19 protein-coding genes are annotated in these 22,803 nt (G+C 60.0%); 11 read left to right on the top strand and 8 right to left on the bottom strand.

All coding sequences use genetic code 11. The features are described from left to right. Positions 1-367: 367 nt before the first annotated feature. From NN484_RS06350 to NN484_RS06325, 6 genes are all read left to right on the top strand, one after another. A complete protein-coding gene (locus tag NN484_RS06350) occupies positions 368-2,401 on the top strand; it encodes an ABC transporter permease subunit (protein WP_215500762.1) in 2,034 nt (677 codons plus the stop codon). 15 nt (positions 2,402-2,416) lie between these two features. Further along, positions 2,417-4,087: a phosphate ABC transporter permease PstA gene (gene pstA / locus NN484_RS06345; protein ID WP_215500516.1), complete on the top strand. Its 1,671-nt coding sequence runs from the start codon at positions 2,417-2,419 to the stop codon at positions 4,085-4,087. 93 nt (positions 4,088-4,180) lie between these two features. Continuing rightward, positions 4,181-5,014, top strand: a complete 834-nt coding sequence (gene pstB, locus NN484_RS06340; RefSeq protein WP_007962289.1) for a phosphate ABC transporter ATP-binding protein PstB — start codon at positions 4,181-4,183, stop codon at positions 5,012-5,014. A gap of 72 nt (positions 5,015-5,086) precedes the next feature. Beyond that, positions 5,087-5,848, top strand: coding sequence for a phosphate signaling complex protein PhoU (phoU, locus tag NN484_RS06335; protein ID WP_007962290.1), 762 nt, complete (start codon positions 5,087-5,089; stop codon positions 5,846-5,848). A gap of 180 nt (positions 5,849-6,028) precedes the next feature. Then, positions 6,029-6,985, top strand: a complete 957-nt coding sequence (locus tag NN484_RS06330) for a response regulator (protein ID WP_274658747.1) — start codon at positions 6,029-6,031, stop codon at positions 6,983-6,985. A 185-nt stretch (positions 6,986-7,170) separates the two neighbouring features. Next, complete coding sequence (locus NN484_RS06325) at positions 7,171-8,067, top strand: peptidoglycan DD-metalloendopeptidase family protein (RefSeq protein ID WP_215500517.1); 897 nt, start codon at positions 7,171-7,173, stop codon at positions 8,065-8,067. 179 nt (positions 8,068-8,246) lie between these two features. Here the strand turns inward: NN484_RS06325 and NN484_RS06320 are convergent, their stop codons facing one another. The 3 genes from NN484_RS06320 to phoB form a co-directional block, all read right to left on the bottom strand. Then, a complete protein-coding gene (locus NN484_RS06320; RefSeq protein WP_003229612.1) occupies positions 8,247-9,587 on the bottom strand; it encodes a hemolysin family protein in 1,341 nt (446 codons plus the stop codon). 123 nt (positions 9,588-9,710) lie between these two features. Then, on the bottom strand, positions 9,711-10,997 hold the full coding sequence (gene phoR / locus NN484_RS06315) for a phosphate regulon sensor histidine kinase PhoR (RefSeq protein WP_252191522.1): 1,287 nt from the start codon (positions 10,995-10,997) through the stop codon (positions 9,711-9,713). Positions 10,998-11,134: 137 nt separating this feature from the next. Then, positions 11,135-11,824 carry a phosphate regulon transcriptional regulator PhoB gene (phoB, locus tag NN484_RS06310; protein WP_007896474.1) on the bottom strand — a complete coding sequence of 230 codons (690 nt, stop codon included), beginning with the start codon at positions 11,822-11,824 and terminating at the stop codon, positions 11,135-11,137. A 151-nt stretch (positions 11,825-11,975) separates the two neighbouring features. On the opposite strand from phoB, the gene NN484_RS06305 reads away from it, so the two are divergent. Then, on the top strand, positions 11,976-12,359 hold the full coding sequence (locus NN484_RS06305; protein WP_127649603.1) for a COG4315 family predicted lipoprotein: 384 nt from the start codon (positions 11,976-11,978) through the stop codon (positions 12,357-12,359). An 88-nt stretch (positions 12,360-12,447) separates the two neighbouring features. Here the strand turns inward: NN484_RS06305 and ubiA are convergent, their stop codons facing one another. Both ubiA and NN484_RS06295 read right to left on the bottom strand, forming a co-directional pair. Beyond that, positions 12,448-13,338, bottom strand: coding sequence for a 4-hydroxybenzoate octaprenyltransferase (gene ubiA / locus NN484_RS06300; protein WP_127649604.1), 891 nt, complete (start codon positions 13,336-13,338; stop codon positions 12,448-12,450). After that, complete coding sequence (locus NN484_RS06295; RefSeq protein ID WP_274658746.1) at positions 13,338-13,898, bottom strand: chorismate--pyruvate lyase family protein; 561 nt, start codon at positions 13,896-13,898, stop codon at positions 13,338-13,340. Before NN484_RS06295 ends, ubiA begins: the two co-directional genes overlap by 1 nt. Before the next feature lie 199 nt (positions 13,899-14,097). On the opposite strand from NN484_RS06295, the gene NN484_RS06290 reads away from it, so the two are divergent. The 4 genes from NN484_RS06290 (at position 14,098) to NN484_RS06275 (ending at position 17,596) form a co-directional block, all read left to right on the top strand. Beyond that, complete coding sequence (locus NN484_RS06290) at positions 14,098-14,265, top strand: rubredoxin (RefSeq protein ID WP_003229600.1); 168 nt, start codon at positions 14,098-14,100, stop codon at positions 14,263-14,265. Between the two features lie 20 nt (positions 14,266-14,285). Further along, positions 14,286-15,434 carry an NAD(P)/FAD-dependent oxidoreductase gene (locus tag NN484_RS06285; protein ID WP_215500518.1) on the top strand — a complete coding sequence of 383 codons (1,149 nt, stop codon included), beginning with the start codon at positions 14,286-14,288 and terminating at the stop codon, positions 15,432-15,434. Between the two features lie 190 nt (positions 15,435-15,624). Continuing rightward, positions 15,625-15,900, top strand: coding sequence for an HU family DNA-binding protein (locus tag NN484_RS06280; RefSeq protein ID WP_003213368.1), 276 nt, complete (start codon positions 15,625-15,627; stop codon positions 15,898-15,900). Between the two features lie 421 nt (positions 15,901-16,321). Next, on the top strand, positions 16,322-17,596 hold the full coding sequence (locus NN484_RS06275) for a glycoside hydrolase family 68 protein (protein WP_215500519.1): 1,275 nt from the start codon (positions 16,322-16,324) through the stop codon (positions 17,594-17,596). 302 nt (positions 17,597-17,898) lie between these two features. On the opposite strand, the gene NN484_RS06270 is transcribed toward NN484_RS06275, so the two are convergent. Genes NN484_RS06270 through tssI form a run of 3 tightly spaced genes read right to left on the bottom strand, consistent with a single transcriptional unit; the run spans position 17,899 to position 22,601 of the window. Beyond that, positions 17,899-18,600, bottom strand: a complete 702-nt coding sequence (locus tag NN484_RS06270) for a DUF2931 family protein (RefSeq protein WP_274658745.1) — start codon at positions 18,598-18,600, stop codon at positions 17,899-17,901. After that, positions 18,587-19,258, bottom strand: a complete 672-nt coding sequence (locus tag NN484_RS06265; protein WP_274658744.1) for a DUF2931 family protein — start codon at positions 19,256-19,258, stop codon at positions 18,587-18,589. Before NN484_RS06265 ends, NN484_RS06270 begins: the two co-directional genes overlap by 14 nt. Continuing rightward, positions 19,251-22,601, bottom strand: coding sequence for a type VI secretion system tip protein TssI/VgrG (tssI, locus tag NN484_RS06260; protein WP_274658743.1), 3,351 nt, complete (start codon positions 22,599-22,601; stop codon positions 19,251-19,253). Before tssI ends, NN484_RS06265 begins: the two co-directional genes overlap by 8 nt. Between the last annotated feature and the right edge of the window lie 202 nt (positions 22,602-22,803).

Here is a 22,803-nt window from a genome sequence, read left to right as displayed (position 1 = left end):
CGACAGCTCCTGCAACCCCTCAAATTTTCGATCCTCTGCCAGTTCCGCTGGCGGTGGATTTGCTGCGTCACTGCACTGTCATCTTTCTGTCATACAGGATCGCTAGGGTGAGCGCATGAATGATCTGGCCAATTCCCCAATGACTACGACTTCCCCTCCCAAGCGCATTGATTTCAATACGCCTGAGCTGCAACGCAAGCGCCGCATTCGTGCGCTCAAGGATCGCTTCACCCGTTGGTACGTCCTCGTTGGCGGGCTGGCGGTGCTGGCAGCCATCACCCTGATCTTCTTCTTTCTCGCCTACGTCGTTGCGCCATTGTTCCAGGGTGCCAGCCTGACCGCGAAAGATGCCATTACCCCGGCCTGGATGCAGGACGCCGGCAAGCCGCTGATGATTTCGCTCGAAGAGCAGAATCAGGTGGCGATGCGCGTTTCCGACAAGGGCCAGGCACTGTTCTTCGACATCGACAATGGCGCTGAATTGAAGCGCGTCGATCTGCCGCTTCCGGCAGGCACTACCGTCACCTCCATCGGTGAAGACCAGCCAGGTCATCCGCTGGTGGCCGTGGGTCTGTCCAACGGCCAGGCGCTGGTGTTCCGTCACACCTATAAAGTCAGCTACCCGGAAGGCAAGAAAACCATCACCCCGGCCATCGAATACCCGTACGGCAACACGCCGATCGCGGTGAACGAGAGCGGCGGGGCGCTGGAGCACGTGAGCCTCAACGCCACCGATTCGACCCTGATGCTGGTGGGCTCGACCGGTTCGCAACTCAACGTGTTGGCGCTGACCAGCGAAGAAAACATGATGACCGGCGAAGTCACCAACGAGCAGAAGCGTATCGATCTGCCGCAGATGACCGAGCCGGTGAAAAACATCTTCGTCGACCCGCGCCAGCAATGGCTGTACGTGGTCAACGGGCGTGCCCAGGCCGATGTGTTCAGCTTGCGCGACAAGAGTCTCAACGGTCGCTACAAGCTGCTGGAAAATGCCGATGCCGAAGTCACCGCGAGCACCCAACTGGTGGGCGGCATCTCGCTGATCATCGGTGATTCCAAGGGTGGTCTGGCCCAGTGGTTCATGGCCCGCGACACCGATGGCGAGCTGCGCCTGAAGCAAATCCGCACCTTCCAGATGGGCACCACGCCGATCGTTGAAATCACTGCCGAAGAGCGTCGTAAAGGCTTCGTTGCCCTCGATGCGTCCGGCAAGCTCGGCGTGTTCCACAGTACCGCGCACCGCACGTTGCTGGTCGAGCCGGTCGCCGAAGGGCAGGGCCTGTTCGGTCTGTCGCCGCGCGCCAACCGGGTGATCGTCGAAGCTGGCGGCAAGCTGCAACCGCTGCTGCTCGACAACCCGCACCCGGAAGTGTCGTGGAGTGCGCTGTGGAGCAAGGTCTGGTACGAGAACTACGACGAGCCTAAATACGTCTGGCAATCGACCGCAGCCAACACCGATTTCGAACCGAAGCTGAGCCTCTCGCCACTGACCTTCGGCACCCTGAAAGCCGCGTTCTACGCGATGCTGCTGGCGGCACCGCTGGCCGTTGCCGCCGCGATCTACACCGCCTACTTCATGGCCCCGGGCATGCGCCGCAAGGTCAAACCGGTGATCGAGCTGATGGAGGCGATGCCAACGGTGATTCTCGGCTTCTTCGCCGGTCTGTTCCTCGCGCCGTATGTGGAAGGGCATCTGCCGGGCATCTTCAGCCTGCTGATGCTGCTGCCGATCGGCATTCTGGTCGCCGGTTTCACCTTCAGCCGCCTGCCTGAGTCGATCCGCCTGAAAGTTCCGGACGGTTGGGAAAGTGCGCTGCTGATTCCGGTGATCCTGTTTGTGGGCTGGCTGTCGCTGTACATGAGCCCGTTCATGGAGAACTGGTTCTTCGGTGGTGACATGCGCATGTGGATCTCCCACGACCTGGGCATCACCTACGACCAGCGCAACGCTCTGGTGGTCGGTCTGGCCATGGGCTTTGCGGTGATCCCGAACATCTACTCGATCGCCGAAGACGCCGTGTTCAGCGTGCCGCGTGGCCTGACCCTCGGCTCCCTGGCCCTCGGTGCCACGCCGTGGCAGACCATGACCCGCGTGGTGATCCTTACCGCCAGCCCGGGCATCTTCTCGGCGCTGATGATCGGCATGGGCCGTGCGGTCGGGGAAACCATGATCGTGCTGATGGCCACGGGTAACACCCCGGTCATGGAAATGAACCTGTTCGAAGGCCTGCGCACCCTGGCCGCCAACGTCGCGGTGGAAATGCCAGAGTCGGAAGTCGGCGGCAGCCACTACCGCGTGCTGTTCCTCTCGGCGCTGGTGCTGCTGTTGTTCACCTTCGTCATGAACACCCTGGCAGAACTGATTCGTCAGCGTCTGCGCAAGAAATACTCGTCGCTTTAAGAAAGGTAGAAGTCTGTGAAACAGAACTCCCTGAATGGATGGTTCAAGAGCGGCGCCCCGGGCGTCTGGATCAGCGGTGGCGCGGTGTCCATCGCGGTCATCATGACCATTGGCCTGCTGGCGGTGATCGCCGTGCGCGGCCTGGGTCACTTCTGGCCGGCGGATCTGATCCACGCCAACTACGACGTACCGGGCCAGGCCAATCACCTGGTCATCGGCGAAGTGGTGCAGAAAGAAGAAGTGCCCCGCGCCCGCCTGAAAAGCGCTGGCCTGCCGGTGCCCGATCAGGGCCCGGAATTCATGACCCGCGAGCTGATCAAGGTCGGCAACCGTGACTTGAATGGCAACGACTTCACCTGGATCGTCGGCGAGTGGCTGACCAACCAGACCAGGCCGCCAGAGTTGATGGCGATCGAGCGTCGCGAGTGGGGCAACTTCTACGGCTACCTGGTCAACGTCAAACAGGACGGCAAGGTCATCGCCGAGGGCGAGGCTGCGTGGCCAGAGCTGCAAGCGCGGATCGACCGCGTGAACAAGCTCGCCGCGCAGCTCAAGTCCCTGGAGAAGACCGACATCGGTGCGATCAACTCCGGTCTGGAACGCATCCGTCTGCACGGCCGCAAACTGGAACTGGATGGCAAGCTCGACGCCACCGCGCAAGCGGATATGGACTCCGAGCGTGCCGAGCTGAACGCGCGTTATCAGGACGTCGAAGCACGTCTGAGCGATCTGCATGCGCAGTTCAACCGCGACGCCCTGACGGCTCGCGATGCCAACGGCAAAGAAATCGAAATCAGCCTGGGCAAAGTGGTTCACGCTTACCAGCCGAATGCCATGGGCACGATGACCAAGATCGGTTTCTACTTCAGCAAGGTCTGGGAGTTCCTGTCCGACGACCCGCGTGAAGCGAACACCGAAGGCGGGATCTTCCCGGCGATCTTCGGCACCGTGATGATGACCCTGATCATGGCGATGATCGTGACCCCGTTCGGCGTGCTGGCGGCGGTGTACCTGCGTGAATACGCCAAGCAGAACGCCCTGACCCGAATCATTCGCATCGCGGTGAACAACCTCGCCGGCGTTCCGGCCATTGTTTACGGGGTGTTCGGTCTGGGCTTCTTCGTTTACGTGCTGGGTGGCTCGGTCGACCGTCTGTTCTTCCCTGAAGCGCTGCCGGCCCCGACCTTCGGTACACCGGGCCTGCTCTGGGCGTCGTTGACCCTCGCGCTGCTAGCGGTACCGGTGGTGATCGTGGCGACCGAGGAGGGGCTGGCGCGTATCCCGCGTACTGTCCGCGAAGGCTCGCTGGCACTGGGCGCAACCAAGGCCGAGACGCTGTGGAAAATCGTCCTGCCGATGGCCAGCCCGGCGATGATGACCGGCATGATCCTCGCCGTGGCCCGCGCCGCCGGTGAAGTAGCACCGCTGATGCTGGTGGGTGTGGTGAAACTGGCACCGTCGCTGCCGCTGGACGGCAACTACCCGTACCTGCACCTGGACCAGAAGATCATGCACCTGGGCTTCCATATTTATGACGTCGGCTTCCAGAGCCCGAACGTCGAGGCGGCCCGTCCGCTGGTGTACGCCACGGCGCTGCTGCTGGTGCTGGTGATCGCCACGTTGAACCTGTCGGCAGTGTGGATTCGTAACCACCTGCGCGAAAAATACAAAGCGCTGGACAGCTAAAGCCATTAGCCACAAGCGGCAAGCTACACGCCGCTTTTGCTCAAACTTGCAGCTTGCAGCCAGAAGCTCGCAGCTACGAACGGAGTGAGAACCATGCAGCACGAAACACATACCCACGGCATCAACATGTCAGCCCTGGGTCGCGATAAACAGAGCCTGAGCCTTGAGCAGGAAACCGTCGCCATCGAAGTCCCGGGCCTGAGTCTGTTCTACGGTGAGAAGCAGGCGCTGTTCGACGTCAGCATGAACATCCCGAAACAGCGCGTGACCGCCTTCATCGGCCCGTCCGGCTGTGGCAAGTCCACGCTGCTGCGTACCTTCAACCGCATGAACGACCTGGTTGACGGCTGCCGTGTCGAGGGCGCGATCAACCTCTACGGCAACAACATCTATCGCAAGGGCGAAGACGTTGCCGAGCTGCGTCGTCGCGTCGGCATGGTGTTCCAGAAGCCGAACCCGTTCCCCAAGACCATCTATGAAAACGTGGTTTACGGTCTGCGCATCCAGGGCATCAACAAGAAGCGCATCCTCGACGAAGCCGTCGAGTGGGCGTTGAAAGGCGCGGCGTTGTGGGACGAAGTGAAGGATCGTCTGCATGACTCGGCACTCGGTCTGTCCGGTGGTCAGCAGCAGCGTCTGGTGATCGCCCGCACCATCGCGGTTGAGCCGGAAGTGTTGCTGCTCGACGAACCGTGCTCGGCCCTTGACCCGATCTCGACCCTGAAAGTCGAAGAGCTGATCTACGAGCTGAAGTCCAAGTTCACCATCGTCATCGTGACCCACAACATGCAGCAGGCCGCGCGGGTTTCCGACTACACGGCGTTCATGTACATGGGCAAACTGGTGGAATTCGGCGACACCGACACCCTGTTCACCAATCCGGCGAAGAAGCAGACCGAAGACTACATCACCGGTCGTTACGGCTAACAGATGGCGGTTGCTCACAGAATTTGACGCTGCGGCCCGCCGCACCTTACCGGACGCTCCAAGGACGCCACCATGATTAGTAAAGAAGGCCTTACCCACCATATCTCCGCGCAGTTCAATGCCGAGCTCGAGGAAGTGCGCAGCCACCTCCTGGCCATGGGCGGGCTGGTCGAGAAGCAGGTCAACGACGCGGTCACCGCGCTGATCGAGGCCGACTCGGGCCTTGCCCAGCAGGTGCGCGAGATCGACGACCAGATCAACCAGATGGAACGCAACATCGACGAAGAATGCCTGCGCATTCTCGCCCGTCGTCAGCCGGCGGCGTCCGACCTGCGGCTGATCATCAGCATCTCCAAGTCGGTGATCGACCTGGAGCGCATCGGTGACGAAGCGACCAAGATCGCCCGTCGCGCCATTCAGCTGTGCGAAGAAGGTGAGGCGCCGCGCGGTTACGTCGAAGTGCGTCACATCGGCGATCAGGTGCGCAACATGGTCCGTGATGCGCTGGACGCGTTTGCTCGCTTCGACGCCGATCTGGCGCTGTCGGTGGCGCAATACGACAAAGTCATCGACCGCGAATACAAGACCGCCCTGCGTGAGCTGGCGACCTACATGATGGAAGACCCGCGCTCTATCTCGCGGGTTCTGAGCATCATCTGGGTCCTGCGTTCGCTGGAGCGGATCGGCGACCACGCGCGCAACATCTCGGAACTGGTGATCTACCTGGTGCGCGGCACCGACGTGCGTCACCTGGGCCTCAAGCGCATGAAAGAAGAAGTTCAAGGTACAAGCGGCGAAACCGCTAATGTTCCGGGCGATGCTGACGATAAGTAAGATTGCCTGAGAAAAGCGCCCGGCCCTTTGGCCGGGCGTTTTTGTTTTGGACGCTTGAATCAGGAAATCGAATTAAAAAGCAGCACCCGCGAACGAAAAGTCCCGGCGTGACTGAAGATTGTTGGCAATGTGCCATCAGTAAAAGCGGTATGCTTGCCGGGATTTTTATAGGGGTGTTGGATGAGCAAGATCAGTGTGTTGGTCGTGGACGACGCTTCGTTCATTCGCGACCTGGTGAAAAAATGCCTGCGTAACTACTTCCCGGGGATCCGCACCGAGGACGCCGTCAACGGCAAAAAGGCCCAGGCCATGCTGGCCAAGGAAGCGTTCGACCTGGTGCTGTGCGACTGGGAGATGCCGGAAATGTCCGGCCTTGAACTGCTGACCTGGTGCCGCGAGCAGGACAATCTCAAGACCATGCCGTTCATCATGGTCACCAGCCGTGGCGACAAGGAAAACGTCGTCCAGGCGATCCAGGCCGGCGTTTCCGGCTATGTCAGCAAGCCGTTCACCAACGAGCAACTGCTGACCAAGGTCAAGCAGGCGCTGAACAAAGTCGGCAAGCTCGACACCCTGATGAACAGCGCGCCAACCAAGATGAATTCGGCCTTCGGCAACGACTCCCTGAGCGCGTTGACCGGTGGCAAGCCTGCCGTGGTGGGTGGCGCTCCGGCCGCCGCGGCGGTCAATCCGTTCGCCAAACCAGCCGCTGCGGCGCCGGCGCCTGCTGCTGCGCCGTCCCGTGGTTTGCTCAACAGCCCGCCAGTCCAGGCCCCGGCAGCCTCGAAAGCGCCGGCCGGTGGTCGTGGTCAAGGCCAGTTGCGCCTGCCGAGCGGCACCCAGCAATGCGTGATCAAGGCCCTGAGCATCAAGGAAGCGTTGCTGGTGGTGAAACGCACCGACACCCTGCCGCAGATCCTCGACAGCGCCGTGCTCGATCTGGAGCAGGGCGACAACGCCGAAATCGCCCGCCTCAACGGCTACCTGCATGCCGTCGTCGCCCACGAGCCGAAGCCGGACAGCGACTGGTTGCAACTGACCTTCCGTTTCGTCGACCAGGACGCGCAGAAGCTCGACTACATCTCCCGCCTGATCGCCCGCGGCACAGCGCAGAAGCACTTCGTTCCGGGCGCGTAAGCGGCGCATCGAAAAAGATCGCAGCCTGCGGCAGCTCCTACAGGGATCGCATTCCAATGTAGGAGCTGCCGCAGGCTGCGATCTTTTGCTTTGTGTGCTGCCCATTTTGAAACATCTGTCGACTAGCCTGGTCTGTCTCACCTGCTAGGCTCATTCCCAGGCCTCACTTCGACAGACTTTTGCCCATGCTCGCGCGCCTGCTGTTTTTCTGTGGTCTCTTCGTGGCCTCCACCTCGGCTGTGGCCATGACGATCTACAAATCCACCGATGCCAACGGCGTGGTCTCGTACAGCGACCGGCCGAGCAGAGGCTCGCAGGTGTTCGTGTTTCAGGACCGCATGGTCGAGCACCTGGAGCGCCAGGTGTATCTCGATATCAAGAAGCAGAAGGGCAGCGACGTGGTGTTCGTGCGCAACGATCTGTACGCGCCGGTCGAGGTGGCGCTGGCATTTACCGGGATGAGCAACGTGCGTGGCGCGCCGGCCCAGACTATCCGCCGGGTGTTGCCGGCGCGCAGCAACACGCGTCTGGCGCTGCTGACGGCGATCACCGGCGGCAAGCCGCTGGTGTATACGCCGCAGTTCCAGTATTCGCTGGGCGACCCTGCCGGTGCCGCACAGAGCTATCGCTATCCGTTGCCGTGGCGGGGCGGGCCGTTTCGCCTCAGTCAGGGCGCCAACGGTCAGTACAGCCACTATGGGCCGAAGAACAAGTATGCGATGGACATCGCCATGCCGGTCGGCACCCAGATCATCGCGGCGCGGGCCGGGGTGGTGGTGAAAGTCGAGAATTCACAGAGCGGGCGCGGCACCGATGCCTCCGGCAATTTCGTCCGGGTGCTGCACAATGACGGCACGATGGGCGTGTACCTGCACCTCAAGCAAGGTTCGGTGAGCGTACGCGAGGGACAGCGGGTGACGGTCGGCAGCCCGCTGGCGCTGTCCGGCAACACCGGCAACAGCAGCGGCCCGCACCTGCACTTTGTGGTGCAGCGCAATACCGGGCAGGGGCTGGTATCGATTCCGTATCAGTTCAACCAGCCGCTGGGGGCGTTGCCCAACTTTGCGTTGGGCAAACAGTAAATCCAGCGCAGATCAAACGGGGGATGTTCTCTGTGGCGAGGGGGCTTGCCCCCGTTGGATGGCGAAGCCATCCCAAAACCTCAAATGCGGTGTATCAGAACTGACGCGTTAGCCGGGCGGGGCTGCTTCGCAGCCGAACGGGGGCAAGCCCCCTCACCACAGGAGCCCCAGGGCCCCCATCAATCCAGCATCAACACCTTGGCCAGTACAATCTTCGGCCCTTTCATTTTCTTGATGATGATCCGCAGGCCTTCGACTTCCAGCACTTCTTCCTCTTCCGGCACCCGTTTCAGGGTTTCGTAAACGAGTCCTGCGAGGGTTTCGGCTTCGATGTGGTCGAGGTCAATGCCGAGCAGGCGCTCAACCTTGAACAGCGGCGTATCGCCCCGCACCAGCAGCTTGCCCGGCTGATAGGCGAGGATTCCGCGTTCAGCTTTGCGGTGTTCGTCCTGGATGTCGCCCACCAGCACTTCCAGCACGTCTTCCATGGTCAGGTAGCCGATGATGTTACCGTCAGCCTCCTCGACCACGGCGAAGTGCGAGCCGCCCTTGCGGAACTGCTCCAGCAGCTGCGACAGCGGCATGTGCCGCGACACGCGCTCCAGCGGGCGGGTCAGTTCAGCCAGGTTGAACGACTCGGGAATGTGGTCCAGCGCTGCCAGTTCCAGCAGCAGGTCCTTGATGTGCAGCAGGCCGACGAACTCCTGGCGCTCGCTGTCGTACACCGGGTAACGGCTGAACTTGTGGCGACGGAACATCGCCAGGATTTCTTTCAGCGGCGCGTTGAATTCCAGAGTGATCAGGTCTTCCCGGGAGTTGGCCCAGTCGACCACTTCCAGTTCGCCCATTTCCACCGCCGAGGCCAGTACGCGCATGCCTTGGTCGCTCGGGTCCTGACCACGGCTGGAGTGCAGGATCAGTTTCAGTTCTTCGCGGCTGTAATGGTGTTCGTGGTGCGGGCCGGGTTCGCCCTGGCCGGCGATACGCAGAATCGCGTTGGCGCTGGCGTTGAGCAGGTAGATTGCCGGGTACATCGCCCAGTAGAACAGGTACAGCGGCACCGCCGTCCACAGCGACAGCAGCTCGGGTTTGCGGATCGCCCACGACTTGGGTGCCAGCTCACCGACCACGATGTGCAGGTACGAAATGATGAAGAACGCGGTAAAGAACGAAATGCCTTTGACCACTTCCGGCGACTGCACGCCGACCGCGCTCAGCAGCGGCTCGAGAATGTGCGCGAACGCCGGTTCACCGACCCAGCCCAGGCCCAGGGAGGCGAGGGTGATGCCGAGCTGACACGCCGAGAGGTACGCATCGAGCTGACTGTGCACGGTGCGCAGGATGTGCCCGCGCCAGCCGTTCTTGTCGGCGATGGCCTCGACCCGGGTCGAGCGCAGTTTGACCATGGCGAATTCCGCCGCAACGAAAAAGCCGTTGAGCAAAACCAGGATCAGAGCGAAAAGAATCATGCCGAAATCGGCGAATATTGTTGCGAGGGACAAGCCAGGGGAAGGGTCCATGATGGAGTTTTGCGGGTTCCGTGTGATTCGTAAGAGAGAAGAAATCGCGCCTGAAAGGCAGGCGCAAGTCAGCCAATGTAGCGGCTGACATGGCGATTGCCTAGTGGCGCGTGCTGGCCGGTATCACTCGGCGGTGCTGATCGCCCGTACCTGAGCCACCTGGGCCGGGGCGAAATGGCAGGTGAACGTGCTGCCGTGACCGGGCACGCTGCTGATCTCCATTCGCGCGCGGTGGCGCAGCAGCACGTGTTTGACGATCGCCAGGCCCAGTCCGGTGCCGCCGGTATTGGAGTTGCGGCTGGAGTCGACGCGATAGAAACGCTCGGTCAGGCGCGGCAGGTGTTTGCTGTCGATGCCGATCCCCGAATCCTGCACGCTCAGGTGCGCACCTTGCTCGTCACCCCACCAGCGAATGCGGATGTTGCCCTCGGCCGGGGTGTACTTCACGGCGTTGAACACCAGGTTGGAAAACGCGCTGCGCAATTCCGCCTCGCTGCCCTTAAGCAGGATGCGCGCATCAGCGTCGAGGGTGATTGTCTGGTTTTTCTGCCCGGACAACTGCTGCGCGTCGCTCTTGATCGATTGCAGCAGGGTGTCGACCTGCACCGGCTGGTTGTCCGAGGGGTAATCGGTGGCTTCCAGCTTCGCCAGCAGCAACAGATCGTTGAGCAGCGTCTGCATGCGCCCGCCCTGTTGCTGCATTTGCTGCAGTGCGCGGCTCCAGCGCGGGTTCACTTCCTCGACATTGTCGAGCAGGGTTTCCAGGTAGCCGCAGATCACCGTCAGCGGCGTACGCAGTTCGTGGGACACGTTGGCGATGAAGTCTTTGCGCATCTGCTCCAACTGATGGATGCGCGTGACGTCGCGCACCAGCATCAGGTGTTCGTTGTTGCCGTAGCGAGTGAGGTACAGCTGAATGCGCACGCGATCGTTGGTCGGCGAGGGGATTTCCAGCGGCTCGGCGTAGCTTTCCTGCTCGAAGTATTCCTTGAAGCGTGGATGCCGCACCAGGTTGGTCACCGGTTGGCCGCTGTCCTGTGGGGTCTTGAGGCCGAGCAGAGTTTCGGCGGCGCGGTTCCACCATTCCAGGTTGCCGTCGCTGTCGAGCATGATCACTGCGTCTTTCAGCGCGGCGGTGGACTCTTGCACCCGGTCGATCACCGCTTGCAGGCGCCCGCGCACCCGTTGGTCGCGGCGCTGCAGGTGGTAGATGCTGTCGAACACCTCGCCCCACAGGCCGTAGCCGTCGGGCGGTGCTTCATCAGGTTGGTGCAGGCGCAGCCATTCGTGCAGGCGCAGCAGTTGTTTGAGCGTCCAGGCCAGGTAAAGGCCCAGGCCTGCAGCGAGGCTCCAGCCGTAATAGCCGGTGATCAGGCCGATCACCAGACAGGCGGTGACCAGCAACAGCATGTGGCGAATCAGGGTGCCATGCCAGTTTTGATTCACGAGGGCGTCCTTAGCCGCAGCTTCAAGTTTCAAGCTGCAAGCTAAAAGTCAGAGCAGCTCGCTGTTTCTTGCCGCTTGTAGCTAGAAGCTTGCAGCTGTTTTTATGCTTTTGTGGAGAACCGGTAGCCGGTGCCGCGCACGGTTTGTACCAGATTTTCGTAAGCATCGCCGAGAGCCTTGCGCAGACGCCGGATGTGCACGTCGACGGTGCGCTCTTCAACATAGACGTTGCCGCCCCAGACCTGATCCAGCAATTGCCCGCGCGTGTAGGCGCGTTCCTGGTGGGTCATGAAGAATTGCAGCAGACGGTATTCGGTCGGGCCCATCTCGGCAGGTTTGCCATCGATGGTCACGCGGTGGCTGATCGGGTCGAGCAGCAGGCCACCGACTTCGATCGGCGCTTCGCCATCGGTCGGGCCGGCGCGGCGCAGCACAGCCTTGAGGCGGGCGACCAGTTCGCGCGGTGAGAACGGCTTGGTGATGTAGTCGTCGGCGCCGACTTCCAGGCCCTGGATCTTGTTGTCCTCTTCGCCCTTGGCGGTGAGCATGATGATCGGGATGTCCCCGGTCAGCTCGTCCCGCTTGAGGCGTCGGGCCAGCTCGATGCCGGAGGTGCCGGGCAGCATCCAGTCGAGCAGGATCAGGTCCGGTTTGCGGTCAACGATGATGGCGTGAGCCTGCTGCGAGTTCTCTGCCTCGAGGCAGTCATAGCCGGCCATTTCCAACGCAACGGCGATCATTTCGCGAATGGGCGCTTCGTCGTCGACGATCAGAATGCTCCTGCCAACCATGCCTTAATCCTCTTGTCATTTAACTGTCTTGCGCCGCATTAGATAACGGAATTATTGCAGTCGTGTGACAGTATTTTAGTCGCCCGGCGGTTGGCGTGATCCTGAACTAAGCTCTAAGTCCGAATCCTGACAACCACAAAAGAAGGTTTCCATGACTCAAATGACTGCTTCTTTCAAAGCCCTGCTGCTTGCCGCTGCCATGGCGTTGCCATCGATGGCGTTCGCCGCTGATCCGGCGATGGAAAAGGACGGCATGTTTACCGATCACAAGGGCATGACCCTGTACACCTTCGCCAAGGACTCTGCGGGCAAGTCCATGTGCAACGACAAGTGCGCTGCGAACTGGCCACCGCTGATGGCCACGGCCGGTGACAAGTCCATGGGCGACTGGACCGTGATCAAGCGTGACGATGGCAAGATGCAATGGGCCTACGAAGGCAAACCGCTGTACACCTTCGTCATGGACAAGAAGGCTGGTGACATGACCGGTGAGGGCAAAATGGACGGCGCCTGGCACGTCGCCAAGGCCAAGTAAACGCTAGGAGTGAGCCTGCTCGCGATGACGGTGTATCTGACTGATACACCGTCATCGCGAGCAGGCTCACTCCTACAAAGGGGGGCATTCAGCGCAATGCGTAATCCAGCACGATCCCGACAAAGATCGCCAACCCGGCCCAATGGTTGTGCAAGAACGCCTTGAAGCAACGCATCCGGTCGCGATCACGGGTGTACCAGAACTCCCACGCGTAACAACCCGCCGCCACCAGCAGACCGAGGTGGAACCACGTCCCCAGCTCGAACTTCGACCCCGCCAGCAACAGGCACCCCAGCGACAACGCCTGCAGCGTCAGGATGATTATCCGGTCCGCATCACCGAACAGGATCGCCGTGGATTTCACGCCGATCGTCAGGTCGTCGTCACGATCGGTCATTGCGTAATAGGTGTCGTAACCCACCGTCCACAGCAGGTTGGCGATCCACAGCAGCCAGGCGGCGGCGGGCAGTTCGCCGGTCTCGGCGGTGAACGCCATCGGCATGCCCCACGAGAACGCGGCGCCGAGTACCACTTGCGGGTAATAGGTGTAGCGCTTCATGAACGGGTAGGTGAACGCCAGTGCCAAGCCGCCCAGCGACAGCCAGATGGTCGGCGCATTGGTGCATAGCACCAGCAGGAAGCTCACACCCATCAGCAGCGCGAAGAACACCAGCGCCTCTTTCGAACTGATCTTGCCGCTGGCCAGCGGCCGTTGTGCGGTGCGTTTGACGTGGCCGTCGACCTTGCGATCGGCCCAGTCGTTGATCACGCAGCCGCCGGCGCGGGTCAGCACCACGCCGAGCACGAAAATCACGATATTGGCCAGCGATGGCGAGCCCTTGCCGGCAATCCACAACGCCCACAGCGTCGGCCACAGCAGCAGGTAAATGCCGATCGGCTTGTCCATGCGCGTGAGCTGAATGAAATCCCAGGCGCGCGGATTCAAGCGGTTCAGGGACTTGAGCAGGCTCTGGTACATCAGCAATTCTCCGGATGGGCGCGGGCCGCGCTCCACAAGGTCGGCAGGAAAATCTCCGCCACCAGCACGCTCAAGGCGCCACGGTCGAAGCGCGAGCGGCGACCCCACAGTTCAGGCGCACGGCATGCTGGCGGCAACCAGTCTTGCGGGTAGTGACAGACCTCAATGGCGCGACGCTGAAACGCATGATCGCAAAACAGCAGTTCGCCCAGCGAGCGGCTGCCCAGTTCATCCATGTGCAAGCCGTCACCTTGCAAGGCCGCACGCGACGCCACACTGCGGGCGAACACCCAGGCCTCGCCGTGACCGCGCAGATACACCTCGCGCACCCAGCCTTCGCTGCCTTCAGCCAGCTCCAGCGCCGCGCATTCGTCGCTGCGCAGGGTGGCCCAGCCTTCGAATAACGGCGTGACACTGAAGCCGTCATTGGACAGCCGCGTCAGGCGGCGGGTCAGCGAGCCTTCGTCGAACAACCAGTCCAGGGTCAACGAATCGGGAAGGGGCGTCAGTTGGCTTTGGGTCAGCCAGAGCGGGGCCGGGCAGGCATTTGAATGGTGCACAATGAGTCATTATTGGCCGCAAATGAGGCGGCGAGCTTAACATGGCGTGCTGCGATTTTGATTGATCCGGGGCGCCGTTGCGCCGAACAGGCTTGCATCTGCCCGGCACCATCAGTACAAAACGCCCTGAGCCGGATGGCAGCGTCCCTCCATCGACCGTCCGCGCCGACAAAAGCCTGAACCCTGAGGAAGTACCTGAATGAAAAAGTGGCAATGCATCGTCTGCGGCCTGATCTACAACGAAGCCGACGGTTGGCCGGATGACGGCATCGCGCCGGGCACCCTGTGGCAAGACGTGCCGGAAGACTGGCTGTGCCCGGATTGCGGCGTGGGCAAGTCGGACTTCGAAATGATCGAAATCAACTGAGAAAAACCAAGGAGTAAGGCATGAACGCACCTGTCGTAATCGTCGGCACCGGGCTTGCGGGTTACAACCTGGCCCGGGAGTTTCGCAAACTCGATGGCGAAACCCCGCTGCTGCTGATTACCGCCGATGACGGGCGCTCTTACTCCAAGCCGATGCTCTCCACCGGTTTCGGCAAGAACAAGGACGCCGACGGCCTGAGCATGGCCGAACCCGGCACCATGGCCGAGCAGTTGAAGGCCGAAGTGCGCACCCACACGCGCATCAGTGGCATCGACGCCGGCCACAAGCGCCTGTGGATCGGCGAAGAAGCGGTGTACTACCGCGACCTGATCCTCGCCTGGGGCGCAGAAACCGTGCGTGTGCCGATCGAGGGCGATGGCGCCGATCTGGTATTCCCGATCAACGATCTTGAAGACTACGCGCGCTTTCGCGCCGCCGCTGCGGGCAAGCGCCGCGTCTTGCTGCTGGGTGCGGGCCTGATCGGCTGCGAATTCGCCAACGACCTGATCCTCGGCGGTTACGAGGTGCAACTGGTGGCGCCGTGCGAGCAAGTGATGCCGATGCTGCTGCACCCGGCCGCTGCGGCAGCGGTGCAGGCCGGGCTGGAAAGCCTGGGCGCGCGTTTTCACCTCGGCCCGGTGCTGACCCGTCTGCAAAAGGTTGCCGACGGGCTGGAGGCGCATCTGTCCGACGGTCAGGTCATTGCCTGCGATGTGGTGGTGTCGGCCATCGGCCTGCGTCCGCGCATCGATCTGGCGGCGGCTGCCGGGGTGCAGGTCAATCGCGGTGTGGTTGTCGACCGGCACCTGAAGACCTCCCACGCCAATATCTATGCCTTGGGCGACTGCGCCGAGGTCGATGGGCTGAACTTGTTGTACGTGATGCCCCTCATGAGCTGTGCGCGTGCGCTGGCACAGACCCTGGCCGGCAATCCGACCGCCGTGAGCTACGGCCCGATGCCGATCACTGTGAAAACCCCGGTGTGCCCGTTGGTCGTTTCGCCCCCGCCACGGGGCAGCGAAGGTGTCTGGACCGTCGAAGGGCAGGGCGCCGACATCAAGGCCCTGTGCCACCGCGCCGATGGCCAGTTGCTCGGCTACGCGCTCACCGGCGCGGCAGTGATGGAAAAACTCGCCCTGAACAAACAGCTTCCGGCCCTGCTGGCGTAAATGCCGGTCGTTCTGTCGGAATCACCCCGCTTTTGCCCCTACAAAGGTCGCGGGGAGACTGGCGCCGCCGGTATCCGCGTGCCATCCTCACTCCCGTCTGCCGCAGAGTAGAGCCTGCGGCGCCTTGGGCGCTGTTCCAACGAGAACAGCACGGACATAACAACAAAAAACCGTCAAAGGGGCTTCACTAATGCGTAAACCAGAACTCGCCGCTGCAATCGCTGAAAAAGCAGATCTGACCAAAGAACAGGCCAACCGCGTTCTCAACGCCGTCCTCGAAGAAATCACCGGCGCTCTGCACCGCAAGGACAGCGTCACGCTGGTGGGCTTCGGCACCTTCCTGCAACGCCACCGCGGCGCCCGCACCGGCAAAAACCCGCAAACCGGTGAGCCAGTCAAAATCAAGGCCAGCAACACCGTCGCCTTCAAGCCAGGCAAGTCGTTGAAAGACAGCGTCAATCCGTAACACGCACCGACTACCCGCCTGGCGGGTGAGCGGGATAAAAAATGGGCACGCCAACGAGGTTGGGTGTCCATTTTTTTTGATTTTTCACGGCCTCTTGCTGGGTTTTGCGCAGGATGCGCCGACTCAGATGACTGATCCACCCAGGCTTGCTCCACCTGTTGCATCAGTGACGCCCCCTCGATCGACCAGTGGCTCAAAACCCTCTTTTGCAAGCAACGTCGCCGAACTGGTCGCGAATGAACTTCTGGAAACCTCGCGAGCTGAAACGTATCAGCTTCAGAAAAATATCAAATTATGCACAAATGCATTTTTTTGTTGACCCGCAGGAGCGAGTCTCTTAAAGTGAATTTGCTGTATGCATATACAGTATTTTTTGGATCGAATATTTATTCGAATTCATTCATGGACGAGGTATTACCCTATGACAAGCAACACTGAAAAGTTTGGCAAAACCCCCCATCAATCCAGCCTCTGGACCCGCGCTGATGCGTTGAAAGTCCGTGCGGACGATCCCACCACCACTCAGCCGCTGGTCAGTGCGGATTTCCCGGTATTGAGCAACGAAGTGTTCATCTGGGACACCATGCCGCTGCGCGACCTGGACGGTAACGTGACGTCCGTCGATGGCTGGTCGGTGATCTTCACCCTGACCGCTGATCGACATCCAGACGACCCTGAGTACATCGACGAGAACGGCAACTACGACATCACCCGCGACTGGAACGACCGCCACGGTCGGGCAAAGATGTACTACTGGTTTTCTCGTACCGGCAAGGACTGGAAACTCGGCGGCCGTGTGATGGCGGAAGGGGTTTCGCCGACCGCTCGCGAATGGGCCGGTACGCCGATCCTGTTGAACGACCAGGGTGAGGTGGACCTGTATTACACCGCTGTCACCCCGGGCGCGACCATCGTCAAGGTGCGGGGCCGGGTGGTGACTACCGAACATGGCGTCAGCATGGTCGGCTTCGAGAAGGTCAAGCCGTTGTTCGAGGCCGACGGCAAGATGTACCAGACCGAAGCACAGAACTCCTTTTGGGGCTTCCGTGACCCATGGCCATTCCGCGACCCGAAGGACGGCAAGCTGTATATGTTGTTCGAGGGCAACGTGGCCGGCGAGCGCGGCTCGCACAAGGTGGGCGAAGCGGAAATTGGCGATGTGCCGCCGGGTTATGAGAACGTCGGCAACTCGCGTTTTCAGACTGCCTGTGTCGGCATCGCCGTGGCCCGTGATGCGGACGGCGACGACTGGGAAATGCTACCGCCGCTGCTGACCGCCGTGGGGGTCAACGACCAGACGGAACGCCCGCACTTCGTGTTCCAGGACGGCAAGTACTACCTGTTCACCATCAGCCATACGTTCACCTATGCCGACGGTGTGACCGGGCCGGACGGGGTATACGGTTTTGTCGCGGATTCGCTGTTCGGCCCTTACGTGCCGTTGAACGGTTCTGGCCTGGTGCTGGGCAACCCGTCTTCGCAGCCGTTCCAGACCTACTCGCACTATGTGATGCCCAACGGGCTGGTGACCTCCTTTATCGACAGCGTACCGACCGACGCAACCGGCACGCAGATTCGTATCGGCGGCACTGAGGCACCGACGGTGGGCATGAAGATAAAAGGGCAGCAGACGTTCGTGGTGGCCGAGTACGACTACGGCTATATCCCGCCGATGCTGGACGTCACGCTCAAATAATAGCGATACAGGGCTTTCAGGCAGCGGGTTTGAGGTCGATGAAAAAAACGTTGTGGATATGATCGAGATATCCCGCCTGATTCACTGCGACGTTGATCGCAAGCCCCATTGAATAGTGTGTAGCAATAGTCCTTCGTTACTGGCTGCAAGGATGCAGCCAGTAACGGGTATCTTCCCTCCGCTACCGCCTCCTGTTCGCCATGTCTGGCGCATCTGTAAAAAGGTTCTTCACGGTTTTCCGGGAAGAACCTTTTTTATGGAGGGCGGAGTACTTTGTTTCCTGGCGGGAATCGCCGCTCTCCTTACCAGCTTCCAAACGGAATGCCGAATTTGTCGATGTAGGCTTTGGATTCTTCTGAGAGAGGTCGGTGTTTACCACCGGATTTTCCTTCGTAAGGACCTATTGGGTTAATCGTTCCCTGTACTCGGGCAATTTCGATTGCCTTCAGACAAGCCCCTCCTAGCCACACTTTGGCGATGCCGCCCGGAGCCAGACCAATACCCATGTTGTCGCGGGTTTCGGTGATCCACTTTGCACCAAAGCGGCAAAACGCCTTTTCGGGGTTACGCATGATTTCCCGGGCGGACTCGGGAATGACGATGTAAGCCTCATAGGTTTGGGGTTCGGCCAGGGATTGCCAACGCACGTAGATCAGGCGAGGCAGGTCGGCGCCGGTTACATACTTGCCTTTACCTGCACCATTGTTACTAACCCAGCCTCTTGCTTTGCCTTGATTGTTCGGAGGCGTAGGGACAGACGCAATGCCACTTCCCGCACGTTGAAATACTCGTTCCTTGATACCCACTACATCCGCTGTTTCGATCCATACCTCCATATAGGCCGGTGCTGAGAAGCCAAGGAACCATGGAAGTTTGTCAGTCGGTTGAGCATGGCTTTGCGTGCAACCCGCCAATAGCAACCATGAGAACAGGCTTATGCATCTTTTGATGCGATGGGTCGGTTTCCTCGGCGTGATGGCCGGATTGTCTTTACCAAGAACCATAAGGAATGCCGAATTTGTCGATGTAGGCTTTGGACTCCGGTGATAGAGGTAAGGCATACCGCCCCCCGTTTTCCCCTTGATACGGGCCTCGCTTTACTACGCTGCCTTCGACCCGAGTAATCTCGATTGCCTTCAGGCAGGGCCCACCCAGCCAGACCTTGGCGATGCCGCCGGGTGCCAGACCAATACCGATGTCGTCGCGGTAGTCGGTGATCCATTTGCCATCAGCCCTGCAGAAAGCTTTTTCGGGTTTGCGCATGATCTCCCGGGCCGACTCTGAAATGACGATGTACGCCTCGTAGGTTTGCGGCTCAGCCAGGGATTGCCAGCGGACGTAGATCAAACGGGGTAGGCCGGCGCCGATGACGTCGCGACCGGCACCGCTGCCGGGACTGTCAGGCCAGCCCACTGGGGTGCCCTGGTTATCGTGCGGCCTTCGTACCGATGCGATCCCTGCTCCTGCACGCCGAAACACTCGCTCTCGGACATCTACAACGTCTGCTGTTTCAATCCAGACCTCCATGTAGTCCGGTGCTCCAAAGCCGAGGAACCATGGCTGTTTGTCAGTCGGTTGAGCGTGGCTTTGTGTGCAGCCAGCCAAAAGCAATCCTAAAGACAGGCTCGTGCATTTTTTGATGAGTCGAGCGAAGTTACTCATGGGGGTGCACCACGCGTTGGCTGTTTTTGGCTGGTCGGTTGATGAAAACAATGTTCATGTCGCTGCTGCTCAGGCCCTTGGCGGCATTCCAGTGAGCAGAAAGATGGATATAGCGACTTCGCAACAACGCGCGCTCTTTGATCGTCAATCCTTCAACGGAAGACTCACCCAATGCGTAAGCCTGGAGTTTCTTATGGATAGGTATCAACTCTTCGGGCAGGTTTAAAGCCGGCATGTCAGGAATAGCCTTGAACGGCACACCCGCTCTGACGGCAAGTTCGCGCATGATGCGCAGATATACCAGCGACAGCTCACCGTGTACCGGGCGTTCAATGCTGGCCGCCGCATAAACCCGCTTCTGAGGTTCCTGATCGGGTTTCCCCTTTCCAGGTGATTGCGTCAAGGCTCTTTCCCAGAGTGCCACTCCCAGTTCGTTACCCGAACCGTCATCTTCGATGACACCTTTTGCATACCAGGAATAAGCTTCCTTTTCGGCAGCAAGGTAGGCGGAACTGCGGGTCGCCAGCATGCTTTGGCCGATGGTGCTGGTGATCGGGTTGCCCAACAGAAGTTTTTCCTTGGCTCTGGGCAAGTAGCCGCCGCCCAGATCCGAGTGTGAGCCGGGCAAAACCAGGTCGATGTCACCCAGGCTGTTAAGCGCGAAGTTTTCACGGAATTCGTCACGCGCAACCAGATGCACCACCTTGTTGGCACAACCGTCCGGGAGTTTCAAATTGACGCCGGGGTTTCTGCTATTGGCGCCGGTAAAGTCGAACAGCCATGGGTTGGCGATTGCTGCGACGGTGTCAAACAAGCCAATGAAATTAATGGTGATGCTCGATTGTGGGTGCCAATCAAAGCTGCTGGATAATGCTGGAGAACCGGCCGGCAGGGCACTTGCAAGAATACTGCGCTCGCCCTTGAGCACCTCATTTACAAAGTGTCGAGCAGATGCTGCACCTCGACTGAAACCGAAGATATCGAACTCGATTTTTTCAATTAGCAAGCTGGGGTTCTTTTCCATCAGTAACCGCATTCGACCAATGATTTTTTCAGGGCTCTGTTCCACGCGAGCTGAGACTCCTGTATCACCTCTGCCCGTTGCTTGTGAGTAAAGTGAGTCGTTCCCGTCAGCTGTAGTGCCAATACCTTCGATGTACACACGCAAAGAAGCGTTTTTTGCATTCCCCGGTAGTGCTTCGAAGGCATGATCCGTATACAACTCATACAACCTCGCAATATTGCTCACATCATTCCCATAACTGTTATCCGGCGAACTCCCATTCCCGTCATAGCCATAGGCGGCGCAGTGTTTCTGTATCTCTTCGGCCGCTTCCGCGAGGTTGGCATCCGGGGCGTAGCAGGCGGCGACCGTCTCGCTGTTGGCTTTATTGTTCCCCGTACCATCGAAAAACACGCCGATGCGCAAGGTAACCCCATCCGGCACCTCGTCCTCCAGATCGACTTCTTCCTCCTCTTCTTCGAGCTCGTCCTCCACAAGGGCCTTTGGCGGGAGGGCTGAGTCGGCGGGTAATGCGCCATCCAGCATCGGCAGCAGACTGGCGCCTGCACTGTTGCGAAGTTTGCCGCCGGTCTCGATTTCGGTGCTGCTGAAAATGCCGTCAGCGTCGATCACGATATGGTGGCCGCCGGCTTTCAACGTGATGCTGGCTCCGGCGTCCAGCACCACATTGGCTCCGGCCTTGAGCAGCACGTGTAGACCGGCTTGGAGGTCGAGGTTTTTACCAACGTTCGTCAGGCTGTTGCCGTTGATGCTCTCGCGTCGTTCGTTGCCTACTTCCAGTTGACTGTCGTGGCCGACTTTCCGGGCCATGTCGCGTTGCGCGTGCAGGTAGATCAGTTCCTGCCCGGCGCGATCCTCGATCGACAGTTCGGTGTATCCGCCATTGCGCGGCGAGCTTTCGCTGCGCAAGACGGTTCTGGTCTTGTGCTCGGGTAAAGAGTAGGGCGGCGCTGTAACTCTGTTGGCCACACAACCGGTGATCAGCGGTTTGTCCGGATCGCCCTCCAGAAAGGTCACCACGACTTCCATGCCTATGCGCGGAAGGGTCACGGCACCGAAATGATCCCCGGCCCAACTGCTCGCCACGCGTACCCAGCAACTGCTGCGCTCACTGTTGAGTTCTGTGCGATCCCAGGGCAGTTCTATCTTCACGCGACCGAACTCATCGCAGTAAATCTCTTCGCCTTCGGGGCCGGTAACCCGTGCGGTCTGAGTCACCAGCGGGCGGCGTGACGCCGGCAGCGCAGGCCTGAACACCACCTCGGCGGGAATCACGCTAAAGCGATTTCGGTAGCCTTGGGTAAAGCCATCGGCGGTTTTGACGTCGCTGGTGCTGGACTCCTCAAGCACTTGTGGCTGTCGGCCTTCATGGGCAACGCTCAGCAGAAGCCACAGGTCGTTGCACTGTTTACGCGGGTGTCCGGTTAGCTCAAACAAGTGACCGCAACGCAGATTCGTCTGATCGCTTTCTCCGTCGCCCCGTTCGTAATCGCTACGGTGGCGCTCCAGTGCCTGACGGGCAATTTGCTTGCCGCGCTTCTCGTTTTCGATCAGCAGTGGATAACGGTAGTCCTCCAGGGTTGGAGTGAACCCGGCGGTGAAGCGGCTTTCAAGCAACAGACTCGGGCGTTTCAGGTCGTAGTCACGACGGGTGACAGTGCTGGTGCGAGTGCTGTTGCGCACACGGAATCGGCTGATCACCCGATGCTCGGCCACCATGCCGGATTCGTGCTGATATGGCGTCGCAGCCAACTTCGGAAGAAACACCTGGTCATCGGTGAACACCAGCAAATGGCCGTCAGCCGAGTGCTGGTGATGCCAGGCGATCCCGTCCTCGGCACACAGACGCTGAATGAATTCAAAGTCGCTTTCCGCGTACTGAGTGCAATAGTCGCGTGACGGGTTCGGGGTGACATGAAAGGTAAACGCATCACCTTGAATGCCATGACGCTTGAGCACCTGCGCGATGATCTGCGGCACCGTACGCTGCTGAAAAATCCGCTGATCCTGGCTGAACTGCAAGTAATGCAACGCAGGCACCAGCGTCAGCTCATAGTGGCTCAGGCGTTTTCCGCTTTCACCCGCTCGCACATCTTCAATACGCCCGTGAATACCTTCGTTGTTGAACCCGAATTGCAGAAACGCCGGCTGACTCAGCAGGCCTTCCAGATCGATATCCGCTCGCTCGCTGACCAGCTCGATCCGGATAGCGTAAAGGCTGCTGATGGCTTCATCACCAGCGAACGCGAGCACCTTGAAGTCGTGGCGAACTCCGGGAATTTGCAGGGTAAACAGCGCGCAACTGCCCGTGCTGAACATACGCTTGTCCTTAAGCAACGTGAGTCGATGCGCGGTGTTCGATCGTCCCTGATCGCCACGCGAAAAGAATTTGCCAAGGCACGCTAGCAACGCAGGAAATAAATTGATGTAAGAAGTATCTCTGACATTCGTCAGAGCGTTCCGGGCGTGAAAGTGTCGTGCGGATCGGGGGAAATGACTGTAGGAAGTCACTTCGATAATT

The organism is Pseudomonas serboccidentalis (assembly GCF_028830055.1).
GTDB classification, from domain to species: domain Bacteria; phylum Pseudomonadota; class Gammaproteobacteria; order Pseudomonadales; family Pseudomonadaceae; genus Aquipseudomonas; species Aquipseudomonas serboccidentalis.
Note: the sequence above shows the minus strand (reverse complement) of the source record. Positions and strands in the feature narration are given on the sequence as shown.